The sequence below is a fragment of the Streptomyces sp. NPDC052064 genome, from assembly GCF_055585925.1.
The window spans coordinates 1-14943 of sequence record NZ_JBVJJE010000024.1 but is presented as its reverse complement, the minus strand read 5'-3'; the positions used below and the strand labels follow the sequence as shown (position 1 = coordinate 14943).

General features: G+C 68.8%; 15 protein-coding genes and 4 pseudogenes. 11 read left to right on the top strand and 8 right to left on the bottom strand.

The window, feature by feature from the left end; genetic code table 11:
• Nucleotides 1-108: pseudogene (locus ACZ6TU_RS38500) on the bottom strand (IS6 family transposase); the annotation flags it as partial.
• A gap of 879 nt (nucleotides 109-987) precedes the next feature.
• On the opposite strand from ACZ6TU_RS38500, the gene ACZ6TU_RS38495 reads away from it, so the two are divergent.
• The 4 genes from ACZ6TU_RS38495 to ACZ6TU_RS38480 all read left to right on the top strand — a co-directional run bounded on the left by ACZ6TU_RS38495 (nucleotide 988) and on the right by ACZ6TU_RS38480 (nucleotide 3515).
• On the top strand, nucleotides 988-1851 hold the full coding sequence (locus ACZ6TU_RS38495) for a hypothetical protein (protein WP_467682164.1): 864 nt from the start codon (nucleotides 988-990) through the stop codon (nucleotides 1849-1851).
• Between the two features lie 7 nt (nucleotides 1852-1858).
• Complete coding sequence (locus ACZ6TU_RS38490; protein WP_469553437.1) at nucleotides 1859-2062, top strand: hypothetical protein; 204 nt, start codon at nucleotides 1859-1861, stop codon at nucleotides 2060-2062.
• A gap of 30 nt (nucleotides 2063-2092) precedes the next feature.
• On the top strand, nucleotides 2093-2584 hold the full coding sequence (locus ACZ6TU_RS38485) for a hypothetical protein (RefSeq protein WP_467682162.1): 492 nt from the start codon (nucleotides 2093-2095) through the stop codon (nucleotides 2582-2584).
• 163 nt (nucleotides 2585-2747) lie between these two features.
• Entirely contained in the window at nucleotides 2748-3515 is a 768-nt protein-coding gene (locus ACZ6TU_RS38480; RefSeq protein WP_467682160.1) for a hypothetical protein, read from the top strand.
• Nucleotides 3516-3874: 359 nt separating this feature from the next.
• On the opposite strand, the gene ACZ6TU_RS38475 is transcribed toward ACZ6TU_RS38480, so the two are convergent.
• Nucleotides 3875-4582 carry a hypothetical protein gene (locus tag ACZ6TU_RS38475; protein WP_467682156.1) on the bottom strand — a complete coding sequence of 236 codons (708 nt, stop codon included), beginning with the start codon at nucleotides 4580-4582 and terminating at the stop codon, nucleotides 3875-3877.
• A 488-nt stretch (nucleotides 4583-5070) separates the two neighbouring features.
• Here ACZ6TU_RS38475 and ACZ6TU_RS38470 point away from each other — a divergent pair.
• Nucleotides 5071-5825: pseudogene (locus ACZ6TU_RS38470) on the top strand (IS6 family transposase).
• A 678-nt stretch (nucleotides 5826-6503) separates the two neighbouring features.
• Here ACZ6TU_RS38470 and ACZ6TU_RS38465 read toward each other — a convergent pair.
• Nucleotides 6504-7187, bottom strand: a complete 684-nt coding sequence (locus tag ACZ6TU_RS38465) for a TetR/AcrR family transcriptional regulator (protein WP_467682154.1) — start codon at nucleotides 7185-7187, stop codon at nucleotides 6504-6506.
• Between the two features lie 134 nt (nucleotides 7188-7321).
• Here ACZ6TU_RS38465 and ACZ6TU_RS38460 point away from each other — a divergent pair, with 134 nt between their 5' ends.
• The 5 genes from ACZ6TU_RS38460 to ACZ6TU_RS38440 all read left to right on the top strand — a co-directional run bounded on the left by ACZ6TU_RS38460 (nucleotide 7322) and on the right by ACZ6TU_RS38440 (nucleotide 10416).
• Complete coding sequence (locus tag ACZ6TU_RS38460) at nucleotides 7322-7870, top strand: hypothetical protein (RefSeq protein ID WP_467682152.1); 549 nt, start codon at nucleotides 7322-7324, stop codon at nucleotides 7868-7870.
• 14 nt (nucleotides 7871-7884) lie between these two features.
• Nucleotides 7885-8478 (top strand): phytanoyl-CoA dioxygenase family protein, encoded by a 594-nt coding sequence (locus ACZ6TU_RS38455; protein WP_467682150.1) that lies wholly within the window; start codon nucleotides 7885-7887, stop codon nucleotides 8476-8478.
• Between the two features lie 280 nt (nucleotides 8479-8758).
• Nucleotides 8759-8998, top strand: coding sequence for a hypothetical protein (locus tag ACZ6TU_RS38450; protein ID WP_467682148.1), 240 nt, complete (start codon nucleotides 8759-8761; stop codon nucleotides 8996-8998).
• 435 nt (nucleotides 8999-9433) lie between these two features.
• Nucleotides 9434-9835, top strand: a complete 402-nt coding sequence (locus ACZ6TU_RS38445) for a GNAT family N-acetyltransferase (protein WP_467682146.1) — start codon at nucleotides 9434-9436, stop codon at nucleotides 9833-9835.
• Complete coding sequence (locus ACZ6TU_RS38440) at nucleotides 9832-10416, top strand: hypothetical protein (RefSeq protein WP_469553431.1); 585 nt, start codon at nucleotides 9832-9834, stop codon at nucleotides 10414-10416. Before ACZ6TU_RS38445 ends, ACZ6TU_RS38440 begins: the two co-directional genes overlap by 4 nt.
• Before the next feature lie 298 nt (nucleotides 10417-10714).
• On the opposite strand, the gene ACZ6TU_RS38435 is transcribed toward ACZ6TU_RS38440, so the two are convergent.
• From ACZ6TU_RS38435 to ACZ6TU_RS38425, 3 genes and pseudogenes are all read right to left on the bottom strand, one after another.
• On the bottom strand, nucleotides 10715-11329 hold the full coding sequence (locus tag ACZ6TU_RS38435) for a hypothetical protein (protein WP_467682142.1): 615 nt from the start codon (nucleotides 11327-11329) through the stop codon (nucleotides 10715-10717).
• A gap of 105 nt (nucleotides 11330-11434) precedes the next feature.
• Nucleotides 11435-11856 (bottom strand): annotated as a pseudogene (locus ACZ6TU_RS38430) (transposase); the annotation flags it as partial.
• A 167-nt stretch (nucleotides 11857-12023) separates the two neighbouring features.
• Nucleotides 12024-12971 carry an ArsR/SmtB family transcription factor gene (locus tag ACZ6TU_RS38425; RefSeq protein ID WP_467682140.1) on the bottom strand — a complete coding sequence of 316 codons (948 nt, stop codon included), beginning with the start codon at nucleotides 12969-12971 and terminating at the stop codon, nucleotides 12024-12026.
• A 376-nt stretch (nucleotides 12972-13347) separates the two neighbouring features.
• Here ACZ6TU_RS38425 and ACZ6TU_RS38420 point away from each other — a divergent pair, with 376 nt between their 5' ends.
• The gene (locus ACZ6TU_RS38420) at nucleotides 13348-14175 is read left to right on the top strand and encodes a hypothetical protein (protein ID WP_469553429.1); all 828 of its coding nucleotides are present in this window, start codon (nucleotides 13348-13350) and stop codon (nucleotides 14173-14175) included.
• 131 nt (nucleotides 14176-14306) lie between these two features.
• Here the strand turns inward: ACZ6TU_RS38420 and ACZ6TU_RS38415 are convergent, their stop codons facing one another.
• Nucleotides 14307-14507: a DUF6207 family protein gene (locus ACZ6TU_RS38415; protein ID WP_467682136.1), complete on the bottom strand. Its 201-nt coding sequence runs from the start codon at nucleotides 14505-14507 to the stop codon at nucleotides 14307-14309.
• Nucleotides 14508-14610: 103 nt separating this feature from the next.
• Nucleotides 14611-14943 (bottom strand): annotated as a pseudogene (locus ACZ6TU_RS38410) (IS6 family transposase); the annotation flags it as partial.

Below are 14943 nucleotides of genomic sequence, written 5' to 3'. Positions count from 1 at the left end.
TTCGACCTCGCGGAACGACAGTGGGAAGCGGAAGTACAGCCACACACAGTGGGAGATCACCTCGACCGGATACCGGTGCCCCTTGTACGACAGCGACGCGCTCCCCACGGACGACCCCTCCCAGCCTGATCGACCCGAAGATCATCCCACCGGTCAGCCAACGTGACAGCGCCATCCTCAACCATGGTGAAACTGGGCGTCGGGTCCTCGGTGGCCATGGGGGCCTCCTTGTCGGGGAAAAATCCTTCTCCTCTCGGTCCCGGCACGGACCCGATCCGACAACGCACCCCTGGAATCTTCCTGTGATCCGCATCACAGTAGTCCGAGGCCTCGGAGATCGTGGTCGTCGACCGCCCTTCGATACGTACACGAATGTCGCCTGGAGTGGCCCCAACGTGCCGCCCCCAGAGTTGGGGCTGACGGGGTCTGAAACGACGCCGCTTCCATGGGCGCCCCGCGGGGCTCAGCCCGCCCGTGGTGCAGTCGCGGACGACGTCGGCGCGCGGCGAGCGGCGCACGAAGCCGGTCAGTTGCACCTCGCTGCAACCCCGGTCGGCCCTCCAAGCGGATCCGTTTCGGCGATTGCGTCCCATCCCGCGGGACATGTGATCTGCTCGGCACCCGCACGTCCGACCACCTGCAATGCTGGCGGGCCTATAGCCAACACGGGCCGAAAAGTGGGGGAGAGGCACATGCTGGACGCCGGTCTGTTGAAGCACCCCGTGATCCGCGACTGCGTCGACGCGCTCGTCGACGGCCAGGGCGGACTGGTCGTCTACGGGCAGGGCCTGGGGGGCCGGGAGGCACTCGTTGCTGCGGCCGTGGGGATCGCGGCCGCCAGCGGCAAGACACCGACGATCGTCGACGCCGAATTCCTCAGGGAGGCAACCACTCGCCTGGCCACGCAGCTTGGCCTGGCCGAGCACACCTTCCTGTCTCCCGCGCAGGCCGCGAGTTGGCCGACAGGATTCGACCCAGACGGAGTGCTTGCTGTCCACGGGGGATGTCCTGCGCAACCAGGACATGGTGGAGCCGCTGTACGCCGCGGCCCGGGACGCCAGCCTCCACGGGCATCTCGTCGTCGCCCGCCACTCCTACGGCAGCGACAGCCTCGACACCTGCACCACCCAGTTCCGCCAGATCACGGCGGCGGATTTCATGCCGGCGCTCGCGGCAGCGGACGGCAACGGCCCGGACCTGCCGGGTCCGGTCGCCAGGCGGGTGCAGTCTCCCGACTGGCAAGCCCAGCAGATCTGGGAGCCGACCTGGATACCGCGCGAGAGGGACCACCAGGCAGAAACCCTCGTGCAAGAGTGGGCTGCAGCGGGGGAGTCGTTCACGGCCGAGCCGAGAGGTCTCAGCGAGGAGGTGCTTGCCCGCGGACGGTCCTACCAGGCGGCATGGCGCCAGCTGCGCCGGACGCAGCCGGACGCGCCCGATCCCGGCTCCCTCCCCTCCCAGCCGGACTCCGACGGAATCTTCTGGGTGACCCAGGACGGATCGGCAGCCCACCCGGACATCTGGGCAGCCCTGGAACCCAAACGGCAGTTCCTCGCTGCCCTTCTCGAGGCCAAGCCCACCGGCACGGCACAAGACCCCCAAGCCGGCACGGCCACAGACCGAACGCACCCGCACACGGCACAGGAAGACTCCCTCGTACGCGCCATCCGGGAGAGGCTGGCACCACTGGTGGATCAGTCCCACGCCCGCCAGGAGCAGTCAGCACAGGCCCTCGCAGCCCCCCTCCAAGACCGCGACACGCTCGCTTCCGCCCCGCCCAGCGCGCACGATCTCAGCCAGCGACAGGCCACAGACCACCCCCACCACGATGCCGGACCACGCCCCCGCTAGGGAGCCGATGATGCGAAGGAGGGGCGCCAACGGCGCCGCGCTCCTGGCAGCCCCCGCCACCGGCGCCGGGGGAGTGGAGCGACTGCGGCTCGCCGCGACCGCCCTTTGCACCCCCGCGCTCCGACGATTCTTCCTGCCCGGAACCGGTGGGATGAACCCGGGCGCGTGGTGGCAGGCTTCCCTGACGTTCAGACTGATCACCGGTGCCTGAAGCCCGTGCACCGTCAAAGAAGGAGCACTTTTGGGATTCATCGCCAAGCTGTTAGGCAAGCCGTCCTACAGCGACTGGCCCGCGAGCTACGACCGTTTCCGTGGTGACATGGCCAAGGCCGCAGGCGTAGGGGTGGCACGCATCCGCTGCCACCGCAACACCTGGGCCTACCTGCTGGAGAACGTCCCCAAGGACAGCGAGACGACCTTCACCGGTCACCAACGGGAGCAGAGCAGCGCGTTCCGGCCGCCAGCGCAGGAGGAGGTCACCACCGAGGAGGACGCGATGGTCACGGTGCCGCTGTCCGGTACCACCCTCGCCGCCGTGCTCAGCTGGTGCCGCAACATCCAGCCGGACACTCTGAGTAGCCCCTGGACCGAACTGGACCGCTCGATCGGACGCCGGGTCGGCGCCGCGATCTCCCAGGCCCTGGACAGCGTCATCCCCTCCAACGGCGCGGACGGGCCGACGGCCGTCATCTACCTCGACGACCGCGTCACCGCCAAGGACACCACCCCGTAGCCCCTCCTGCACCCGCTCCGCCCCGGAGCAACGCGGGCCCGGGGCGAGCGGCCCACCGCGAGACACGGGGAGCCGACACAGACTCAGGTGCCGATACGCCCCGGCCTGGGCAGCACACAAATCCGCTACCTCTTCTGCTCCTTGGCTTCTACCGTGGCCGGTCATGAGCACGCGCGACTTCAATGGCGCCTACCTCCTGCCCCTCTTCCGCGAGGTCGAGCAGGCCCGTACAGACGGCGCCTACCGGCAGCTGCCCGCCCCCGCCCCGGCCAGCAGCCTGGCCACCGACGACGCACCACTTGGCGCCTACGCGGCCGCTCACCTGATCCGCGCCTCATACACCGCAGGCCTGGCCCACGCCGACGCGCTACGCCGCCTGACGGCGGCCGGCGAGGTCGACCCCACCAGCCCCTGGACCCTGCTGCGCGGCGCCCTGGAGAACTTCGCCACCGGTCTGTGGCTCCTGGACGGCACCGGACGGGCCGAACGACGGCGCCGCGCGCTGTCGCTGTGGGACGAGGACATGCGCAACCGCCACCAGCACGAACAGGACACCGGCCACCTCCCCACCGGCGGCGGCCTGAGCGGAGCGCAGCGCCGGGCAGAGATCCGCGTCATCGCCGACCACCTCGCCCTGGCCCCGCTCACCGCGCCCAGGACCCACCAGATCCTGCTCGCCGCCGCCCCCGTGGCAGGCCTCACCGCGGTCGAGGTGGGCGCCGCCTGGCGGGCGGCCTCCGGGTTCGCGCACGGCCGCTACTGGCCCAACCTGCGCGCCTCCCAGCCCCGCGCCGCGATACCGGGAGCCGACGGCGTCCACACCGTCGCTCTGGTCATCGACGAGGACCAGCACCGGCCCCTGGCCGAGCACTGCCGCACCATGCTGCGCCAGCTGCAGGAGCGCTACCACGCCCGGGCCCAGGCACGCTGAGCGTGCGCCGGTCAGGAGCCCGCGCCCTGCCCGGCGCACGCCCTATGGCGGGCGATAGGCACGCCTTCTGTGCGCAGCTGGTACGCGATATACACGCTAGGGGTGCGGCGTATGAGGAGACCCCGCGTCCTAGCCCTGGGCTGCCGTCCCCCGCCACGCGGCGCTGCTCAACCGGGTCACGGTCTCCCTGCGGCGGTTGTCGAGGGTGCGGCCCCATTTCAGGTTGGAGTACCACACCGGCCGTCCGGTGGCCGGGTCGCGGAAGTCGACGGTGCATCCGAGCGAGGCGTGGCTGTGATCGCACAGGCAGGTGCACACCTTGTTCTCGACCTCCCAGCCCAGTCCGCAGGGCCCGTCGGTCAGAGCCGGATGAGGTCGGGGCAGGGCGGGCCGTCCGTCGTCTCCAGACGGACGCCGTTGCCGGTGGTCCAGGTATCGGTGCTGTTGACCGTGCCGGGGCCGGCGGTCACGCGGATCCGGCGCAGCAGCGGCGACAGGAGCGGGGAGGCCTCGCTCGGGCAGGCCGCGTGGGCGTCGTAGGCCGCCCGCTCGACGGCCGTCCAGCCCGTGTGCCGCAGCAACGGACCGTAGGTCTTTTCGCACCGGCTGACGATCCGCTCCCACCAGCGCGGGTTGAACCCGGACAGAGTGATCGCCGCCGCCATGCCCGGCCGGTACAGGCGAATATCTCCCGCCTCGCGGGCACTGCGCAGCCCCGGCACGCCGGACACCCGGTCACGCGTGTCGTCGCCCGCCTCCTCACTGACCCTGGGGTACAGGAAGTCGATCCAGTGGCTGATGACGGACGGCTCGTCGACGAGCTGGAGGGTGAGCCGGCCCTCCTGCGGGCGGACCCGGACGATCCCCAGCGGATGCTCGCTCAGCCCGCCCATCGCGCACACCCGCTGAAAGACCGCGGCCTCCAGCCGGGCCTGCTCGACATGGCGCGCGGCCGGAATGGACAACGGCCTACCGGACCCGGGCAGCAGGGCACACAGGGCCTGGTGGGATTCGCCGGTGCTGCGCCGACGGTCGGCGGTCAGAAACAAGGCGGCCGGAGGATGCATGAAACGTCTCTTCCGCGCGGGACCGGCCCCCGGCGGTGCGCGCTGTGTGAAGAAGCAGACAGTCGTGCGGATGGAGCGGTGACGCTTCTGGCCGGTCCTCGGCGACGGAGGGCTTGGGGGCTTCGTCCGTCGCGCGGCCGGGCGTTCACAGGCCCGCCCGCCATGGAAGCCGCCAGGCGTGGTCACCGTCAACCAGGCGCGCGGGTGAAACCCGAACTGCGTGACCCTGCCGATCCCTTGAGGCAGCAACCGCACACCAGGCGGCCCCCGGCGCAGCCAACTGCCATGCCCAGCGGCGGGGACGGGCCCGGCGGAGCATCACTGCCTTGGCGCGCCCGAACACTCAGTCCGTGCCGGACCTCGGACCGGGTTCACCTTCTGACGGACACGAATGTCGCCTGGATCGGCCCCAACACGCCGCCCTCGCGGCGGCGGTGGACGGCCTTCTACTCTTCGTACGGCGCTGTCACGTTGGCTGACCGGGTGGGATGATCTTCTGGTTGATCGTGCTGGAGGAGGCTGTCCGTGGGGCCGTGTCGCCGTTGTACAAGGGGCACCGGTACCCGGTCGAGGTCATCTCCCACTGCGTGTGGCTGTACCACCGCTTCCCACTGTCATTCCGCGAGGTCGAGGAGCTCATGCTCGAGCGCGGCGTGACCGTCTCCTACGAGACGGTGCGCCGCTGGTGCGCCAAGTTCGGGCAGCAGTACGCCAACGCGCTGCGCCGCCGGCAGCCCCGGCCGGGGGACAAGTGGCATCTGGACGAAGTCTTCATCAAGATCAACGGCGTGCAGAGGTACCTGTGGCGGGCCGTCGACCAGGACGGCAACGTGCTGGACATCCTGGTGCAGAACCGGCGGGACAAGGCCGCGGCCAGGCGTTTCTTCCGCAGACTTTTGAAGAGCACCGGTGTGGTGCCGCGGGTGATCGTCACCGACAAGTTGCGTTCCTACAGCGCGGCCCACCGCGAGGTCATGTCCTCCGTCGAGCACCGGCAGTCGAAGTACCTGAACAACCGGGCGGAGAACAGCCACCAGCCGACCAGCAGCGCGAACGGGCGATGAAAGGCTTCCGCTCAGTGGGCGGAGCACAGCGGTTTCTGTCCGCGTTCAGCGGGATCTCGCCCCACTTCCGGCCCCGCCGCCATCTGATCCCCGCATCCGACTACCGAGCCGAGATGACCGTCCGCTTTGCGATCTGGGAGCAGATCACCGGCGTCGCCAGCCTGCCCACCGCGCCGTGAGCACACAGCCGGAAGCCGACTCCACCACGCCCCGGCACACCGTCAGACACCCCCACACCCAACAACGTGACAACGCCCCCGCGAGCTCACCGAGTCCGCCAACGGGACGAAGTGGAACCGTGAGGCGGCTGCGTTCACCAAGTTGTTCCGGTGGGCGAAGGTGTCCCCACTGCCGGTGGACATCGTGCGGCGCGGGGACCGGGCTGATCCGGAGCGGGTTCTGCGGAGCCCGACATCTCCAGTGCCGGTAGTCCGCCAAGTCCTGCCTCGCCGCTCGCCTCATCGGAACTCCGCGCGAGGACAGGAAAGTCAACAACGGTCGGATATCCGTCGCGTAATTCCGCTTGGTCTCCCGCTCCAGATCCCGGAATTCGACGGATCGGACAAAATCCAGCAGCCCCTGGTCCACCGTTCCGTCCGGCGCAACGAACACCGGATCTCCCGGCCGCAGACCGATCAGGGCGACCTCGGTCGGCAGGTCCTGTACCCCCAAAACCCCCTCAGGCGGCAGCGATCCCCACTGCCCCGGATCGGGCACCCACACCAGGCACCACTCGTCCAACTGACGCCTCCCCTGACGCTTGAACACACCCAATCATCAGGGAAGTCGCGACCGCTGGGTTCCGGCGGGCTCGTGGGTGACTGCTTGGCCACCTCGACGCGTTGCGGTCTGTCGGCTCAGGCAGCGGAAGGTGTTGAAAGTGCAGCCTCAAGACCGCTGAGTAGCGCCTCAAGACCGTATTCGAAGGTTTGCTCGGGTGTCGCGTTGTAGTGGGCCGCTGGGGTTTCGAGGCGGCTACGCAGGAGCGGGAATTGCAGGGCGACTTCGGCCGCCTTCGCCGTGGCGTCCTGGATCAGCTCCTCGGCGTTCCCGCCGTTGCGGCTGAGCCGCCTGGTCAGCGATGCGGTGGCGGATGAACCGAGGACGCTGCCGAGCACGAACGTGAAGACGGTAGCCGCTGCGCGGTCCGCGTCTGTGCCGGTGAAGCCGGCCGCTTCATAGACGGCGAGGGAGTGGTCGTCGTAGCGCGCCTTGCCCGGGCCGTAGAAGAGGTAGGACCCGAAGGCCTGGACGAGCCACGGGTGCCTGGTGAGCATCGCATGCATACCGACGGCCATCTCGGTGGCAGCTGTGCGCCAGTCGACTGCGTCGAGATCGGGTAGTTCGATCTCGTTCCACACGTGGTCGCCGACGAGTACCACCAGGTCGTCTTTGTTCTTGACGTGCCAGTAGACGGCGGTCGCCACGGTGCCGAGCCGCTTGCCCAGACTGCGCATATTGAGGCCTTCCAGGCCCTCGCCGTCGAGCAGTTCGATCGCGGTCCGGACGATCTGGTCTTTGGTCAGCGTGTCGCGCGCCATGCCCACACGATAGGCACTCGACCCCGACTTGCACAAAGTTCAAGGCACGACTTGCACTTAGTTCAGGTGGCGCCCTAGCTTCGCCTTGTACTTAGTTCAAGTCGAGGCACTTCACTGCCCTCCGGAGGTTATCCGTGCCGGTCCCTGTCGCCATCGCCATCACCCTGCAACTCCTGCTCGCAGCCACCTTCTTGGTCATTCCGATCACCGTCTGGGTCACCGGAGGCACAGCCCAGCGCGCCGCCGAAGCAGAGGTAAGCAGGCAGGGTTATCCGGCCGAGGTCCTCGCGCGGCACCGGATCAGGTTCAAGGAGAATGTCTGGGAGTTCACGCTCGCGCTCGCCATCGCCGCATGCCTGATGATCCTTGCTTCGCTCAACCTCGCCGCGAACGCTACCGGCCGGATCGCGTCGTGGGTCATCGAGCCGGTCATACTGCTCGGCGTTGGCTCCGTCACCGCCAGCCAGGTCTTCGCCACCCGGTATGCGGAAGCCGCCTTCAAGAAGTCCAGTGACCCGACCGTCCAAGACATCGACGCACGTGCCGTGCTCGCCGCCGCGAACGCCGGATTTCCCGCCTGGGTACGCCTCTTGGTCCTGTTCCGCTTTCTCTTGGCGACCCTGGGCTCGCTCCTCGTCATCGTCCTGCTGGGAACTGAGGGGGCCAGCGCCTACTTCCACTAGGGCTTGTCTGACAAATGATCACCTGCTGGGTTCACGGAGCCAGAGATGCCGCCCTCGCCCTTGGTCGAGAGCGTAAATCCGTTGCGCGTTGGATCAGTCTCGTCGAGCCTTCCGGCATGGAGTTGACCGAAGCAGCACGGGCATGGCGCGAGGACGGGTTCGTGATCCTTCCCGGGTTCATCTCGCCCGAGGAACTGAAACCGGCGGCGGACGAGCTGGAGCTGCTCTTCCCGAGTCCGGACGCCTTCCACGATGGGACCGATCCGCGCCGGGAGCGGTTCTTCGGCGGCCAGTTCGCCGGCATCGACTACTTCCCGTTCGCCAGTACCGAGATCAGCCTGATGGCCGTCTACCCACCCAACAACGTGACAGCGCCAGCGGCTCGCTTGGAAGTGGAGATGCGGCGGCTGCTGAAGTCCGAGCCGGAGCCGGACGTCTACGTGCAGCGGGTCGCCGAGTCGCGCCGTCGTATGACGTCCAGAGTGGAACGTCTCGAGATCCATCGCGGGCGGCGACGGAGGCGCCAAGCGCGACCGCGTCTCATGCGACCGCAGCTTTTCGCAGTCCCGGGTCCGGAACCGACAGCGAGTCCCCGAAGCCACTTCTGACAAGCTCATCCGCGATGTGCGTGATCTGGTAACCATCCCGGCTAAGCCATCGTGGGCCACCTGGGCCGAGCAAAAGCCAGGCATCGGGACGGGGTACTGGGACCCGCCCTGGCTGGTGAGGCGTGAACTGTACAGGGGGCGGCGACGTCGCTGTCGAGTTCGCGGTGGATGAACTCGACAGCCAGGCCGGTCGGATCTGACAGGACAGGTGAAAGGCCCCTGCTCACGGGGTGCGGGCGCAAGCCCGACGGACTCGGGTAGCTCGTGAGGCCGAGCAGCGGTGGCGCGGCGCCGCGCCCTCGAGAAGGATGCCGAGCTGGCCCGTCGGCAGGCGCCCTGTGCGGACTGCGGGTTGCCCGAGTGCGCGGGCCTGTGCCCGGGCTGCTCGCACCGGCGGCGTACCGAGGCGCTGGTGCGGGAGGCCGTCGACCTGGCCGTCGCCGTACGGGCGGACCTCCCGGACGCGGCCGCGGTCGCCGAGCTCACCCGCAGTGCGAGAGGGACACCCGCGCCCTGCTGACGTCGGTGTGCGAACGGGCCTGCGGCCCGGACGCCGATCCGAGTTGGGTCGCTTTCACTGGGCCCGAGGTGGCACAGCGGATCCGGAACGAGCGGCGTGACGCAGCGCTGCGCCGACTGCTGCGCTCGCACAACGCGCTGGCGGAAGCCGACGCCGCGTACGAGGCGTGTCTCCGGCGGCGCGGCCGCAGCGCTGAAGGGGCTGCCGAGCAGGCTGCGGACCCTGCCGGCCGACGTACTGCCCAGCTCCTACTCCGTCAGCGCCTCGGTGAGTTGCAAGCTGCCCGCCAGCAAGTGGCCATCGCCCTTCCGGCCATGGGTGCGGTGGCGGTGGAAGCCGCGTAGCCGAGGTTGCTGCGGTTGTAGCGGCAGGTGAGTCCGTAGGATTCCCAGCCCATGCACCAGTTGCGGTCCTGAACGATGGGAGATCACACCTGTGGACCTGGAACGCCCGAACTGGCTCGATCGGGCCGCCGAGTGGTGGCATCCCATCGTGGGCGACGGCGTGGCCCGTCATGTCCAGCCCGTCGGTGTTTCCTCCGACGGGCTGCTGGGCCTTGACCTGGCCCCCGACGATGACCTGCTGGAGCCGCGCTACATGCGGGTCTCTGGGCGCCGCGGCGGCGGCCACGCTACCCGCGTGCTTACGCGGTTCTGCGCGGAGGCCGACGCCCGCGGCCTGGCCCTGGCGTGCACACCCACCGACGAGTTCGGCGCCGACCGGACCCGGCTGGAGGCTTTCTACCGGCGTCATGGGTTCGCCCCCGTCGACCCGGCGCTCCGGCTGTCCGAGCACACCTCGCAGCGTCCCCGCAGTACGAACGCGTCCAGCATATGAGCGGCGGGGTCTCCTTCGAACTGCACCGTGCTGCCTCATCCGGCAAGGGGCCGCATGGCGACACCTACTCATGGGTGGGGCACGTGGAGGGACTCGGGCGTATCGAGTTGGCCTTCCCTACCGAGTACAGCGACTACCCGTCGGAATACTGCGAGGTGGCGGCGAGCGGGCAGAGCTTGCCGCTCACCACCTATCTCGGGCTGCGCTATCTCCGCCGCCCCCTGCTTGCCAGTGGGGAGCTACGGGTCGACTGGGACCCGGCGGAGCTCACCAGGAACGTGTGGTGGCCAGGCCGCAGGGGGCGTGCCCTGCGGATCTCGGTCAAGGGGCGTGAGTACACCTACGCCGAACGCGGCGGCAAACGCAGCCATGAACTGGTGCGCGCAGGCGCCGCCGTGCACATGAGGCGTTCGAGCTGGAGCAGTCCACGCACCCTCTCCGGGACGGCCATGGGCGAGGCGGATGCCCTCGACATCAGTCTCGCTCTCGTCCTTGAGGGCGTCTACACACGGAACCTCACGACGCGCGGTGCGCTGGTGTCGCTGCCCGGACGTCTCCTCAACCGCCTCAGTTCTCTATGACCACCCGTCAAACGACCTCTGCTTCGGCACCCATCCGCAGCGCGACCGAGGAGTCCGCGTCACGACGTCGAGCGAACTCGTCGCCGCTGGGCCCGGACGCGCCACGGCCGTCCGGCGCCGGCGCCACGCCGAGCCGGACATCGTCTCCGCCGCCGGCGAGCGGATCTCAGCGTCGGCCGCCCGCAAGCTCACCGACGCCGTCCCGCGCAGCTCCCGTAACGCTAGTGCCGTGACCGGAAAGGTTCACCGGGGTGGACGGTGGGCGTGAGGGAATGAAGCATTTGCGGGCGTGAGCCTTTCAGCTCGCGACGGGCGACCGCCGGGCCAGGCCACGGTAGGGGCGGAAGCGCGGAGTGGTTTCCACTGGCTCGGCCTCGTGTGCGCTGAGGACGTAGAGTCGCTGCCCGTCTTCGCTGATGTGGAAGTGCTCAGCGATCAGCGCGGGTGGTGCGGCGGCAGCGTTCCGAGCGGCCAACTTGTCAGCGAGTTCGCGGGCGGTTGCGAAATCTTCAGTGTCGTAAGACGCCGTGGTGAAGTATCGAACGGCGGTCCCGCGCAGGGCGGTGGAGCGGTAGAGCGTGTAGCGGCCGGGCGGGCCGGCCGTGATCACGTCCTGGATCGCGTTGCCGAGGGTCTGCTGGTTCTGGGGGTCGGCGGCGAACGCTCGGTGGGCGGCGGTGTGGGTCCACTGGGCATAGTTGAGGATCGTTTGGCCATCGACCCCTTCGAGGCAGTAGCGCGAGAGATAGGCGGTGGGAAGCCGGGTGTTCTCCCAGGCGTCGATGACACCGCTCATGACTCTTTCCTGCTCTTGGGGGCCCTGGGTGTGCCATTCGGAGATAAGAACAAGACCCGCGTCCGGACGGGTTGGATCGGGCAGGGCAGCTGCGCTGAGCTCAAGATCATTGGTCATGGTGACAGTCTTCAACCTCAACTGTGGCAGAGGTCAAGGACACGGGACTCGTTATCGAGCTCTCGCACATGCTGTCGACCTGCGGACCGTAGCCCTCAGCCGCCATCAGGCTGGCGCTGACCAGGGCCTGCCGCCCCAGCGGATGCCTTTCTCGCTGCGGGCGCGGGCGCGTTCGCGCCGTTGGGCGGCCAGGACGTCGGGGTGCCGCGCGTTCTGGTTGCGCCAGCGCAGGTATCGGTGCAACTGCCGTGTCTGGACGGTGTGGTTGGGATGATTTGAGTTGGCGCGGGTGAACTGCCGCAGCGGTCCGAGGTGCGCCTCGATCGGGTTCGCCCTGGACGCGTTGGTCGGGGTGAAGCACAGCTCGACCTTGTTCTGGGCCGCCCAGCGGCGGATCCGCCAGTTCTCGTGGGGCGGAGAGGTTGTCCAGGATCACGTAGAGCGGGGCGCCGTCCGGGCGGGCTTCGCGGATCGATGAGCGCGGACCAACTGGGAGCGAAGCCCTTGCGGCGCCGGTTGACGCCCCAGTGAGCAGTGTGCATCGCCGGGCTGGGGGCCCCGCATCGCCGGGCAGTGCGCCGCATCGGGTGCGCACCGCCCTGCGCACGGTGTACTCCACGACGCGGTCCGGTGCGGCTGTATGCGCTGGTCAAGGCCGTGAATTCAGCCGGACAGAACGTCATCAGGGGGTCGGTCAGTTGCCGTGGACCAGGGCGGTGCCCAGCAGGGTGCGGGTGTGCAGGACGCTGGTGCCTATCCGCTGCGTGACGACCAGGCCGGCCCGGCGCAGGACGGCGGCATGGCGGCTGGCGGTGGAAGCAGACGTGCCCAGGCGGGTGGCGAGAGCAGTGGTGGTGTGGGCGGCATCGAGATGACGTAGGGCGGCCGCGCGGGTGGGGCCGAGAAGGTCGTCCAGTGCGCTCGCCATCGGGGCATCGGGGGTATCCGGCAGCCAGAGCGGGCCGCGTTCTACGGGGTAGACCAGGACGGGCCGCAGGTTGGGGTCGGCGAGGGTGACGGGTAAGTGGTGGGCGTAGAGGCTGGGAGTGATGGTCAGGCCCCGGCCGCCCAGGTGGACGTCGCGGTCGACTGGGTAGTGGGCCTCGAGTACGGGCGGTCTCCACCGTAGGGTGGGGCCGAGGTGGGCGAGCAGGGCTTCGCTGCCGTGGGCGAGCAGGCGCTGCGCCTGCTTTTCGCGGTCCGTCCCGACCTGGGCGGCGGACGCTGCGGTGTGCGAGGTAAGGACGGCCTGGTGGTAGCGGCGCAGCGCCGTGCCCAGACGCCGCAGCGCAGGCGGGCGACCGCAGGCAAGGTCGTCCAGCCAGCCGGCAGGCGAAGGGATCTCGTCGGCCAGGACGGTGATGTCGGTGCGCAGCCGCTGCTTGCCGGTCGAGAGCACTGCGTCGATCCCCGCTTCCAGGTCGGCGCACGATCCGGTGGTGGTCGGGGTGAGGAAGTCCGGGAAGTATCCGGCGGGCGGGACCAGTGAGGACAGCAGCCGTACGTCCGCGCCTACACCGGACAGGGTCACCTGGCGGCGGGTGCGGCGTGACCACGCCGCGAAATAGAAGCCCGGCCGGGCCAGTTGATGCAGGCTCAGTACTGTCTCCCACAGCGCGTCCGCCCGCGGTGCCAGCCGCACTCGTCCCAGATCCTCGGCAGTGAAATGAATGCGAAGCATGCGTCCCCCGGATGCGTGCCCTGATGGTTGTGGGACGCGGTACAGCAGAAATCGGTTTCCCTCCCAGATCCCTGCGACCCGCCCGCAACTCGTTTCGGCCATCGGTCTCGTGCACCGCTGACGCCCCACATCCCGGCGCGCACTCTTTGGACCTGAAGTGGTGGCGCACCTGCCATGTGAGGACTGAGATGGCGGTACGCGCCGTGGCTTTGCGTCCTGATGCAAAGGCTTGCCCTGCGGCTGGCTGGCTGTGGACCGTTGGAAGGTCCGTACAGGCCGGGCGGATCCACACGCAGACGCTGCCCCCGGCCTCGTTCTGGGAAAGGGAGTTGCGCTCATGCAGCATGGAAGGCACCTGAGGGTGCGCCTGGCCGCGCTCGGTCTGCTCGCCGGCGGCCTGTCCGCCCTGGCCTCGGCCCCCGCCACCGCCGCGAACGACTGGCCGAGCAGCGGTGGGGTAGCCGGCCACTTCCTGGCCGAACGAGGGCGAAGTAGCGCCGCTCGGCAACGGTTGGCCGAACGCGGGCGGGATCGTCGCTGCAGGAGCCAACGACGCCAAGGGCGAGTTCTGATGGCCTGCCGACGAGGACATCACGGTGTTGGCCGCAGCACGGGTCCCTTCGAGCTGCAAGGGCGGAGGCGCGTCGGTCCGTTGCTCGCCACCTGCTTGGCTCTCATCGCCCTGATCACGGTGGCCGTATCGCCGGCTCAAGCCGCGGACGACGGTCCGTCCTGCAGGGTTCAGAACACGATCGCCGTCAGGCACGCGGGCATAGATGGGTCGGGTTTCTGGACCCAAATCAATGTCAAGTTGTGCGTGTCGTACAGCGGCGGTGTCTACTACTCGTCGGCCTTCATCTGGTGGTCCTACGGTGGTGGCGGCGACACCAACGGAGACCGGATCCTGGACAGCTTCAAGCTCACCGTACGGCTGGAGCAGTACCAGGAGAGCGACCAGATCGTCGACACGGAGACATGCGACTACCGTGGCCTGATCAACACCGTCCGGTATGTATCGGAGGAGGACGCTTACCCCTGCGCGCTCGCCGTTTCGCACAACCGCAACTTCGATTGGAGCACCGACGGCAAGGCCGTCTACGACCAGGACGGCGACGGTGCAGGCAGCCATACCTTCCCGTTCCACGGAACCAACAGGATCGAATGACCTGCTCCTGCCCAACGGCTCGTCTCAGCCGCACTCCGAGTGAGTAAGAACCCAACAAGCTCTGGGTGAGGCGGAGACGGCCCTCGTCGGCATCCTCCCGGGCCGTGGAGCTTGGCCGGCCGCCCGCAGCGCTACGAGTCGGGCTGTTGGCGCAGGTCCAGGAAGCAGCGCAGCCGTACGCCGGGCTCTCGGGTTGTACGGTCCGCTGGTGCGATCGCGTACCGCGCGGCGAGCAGCTCCTGGACGGCGAAGGCGGTCTTGTCGTCGGCGGCCGCGATTTCCACCACGGCCAGGCCCGGCTCTGCCACGTGCGCTTCGTTGATCGGCTTCATGCCCAGCACTACGCGTGAGCGGCCGCCAGGGTTTCCCGATTACGCCGTCTTCACTCGACCGAGTTGGGGCCTGGCATGAGGCCCGCACACAGCGCCCGTATGCGCGCTGCCTCGTTGGCTGGTGGCTGTTCTCCGCCCGGTTGTTCAGGTACTTCGACTGCCGGTGCTCGACGCGGGGCATGACCTCGCGGAGGGCCGCGCCGTATGAGCGGAGCTTGTCAGTGACGACCACCCGCGGCACCACACCGGTCCTCTTCAAAAGTCTGCGGAAGAAACGCCTGGCCGCGGCCTTGTCCCGCCGGTTCTGCACCAGGATGTCCAGCACGTTGCCGTCCTGGTCAACGGCCCGCCACAGGTACCTCTGCACGCCGTTGATCTTGATGAAGACCTCGTCCAGGTGCCACTTGTCCCCCGGCCGGGGCTGCCGGCGGCGCAG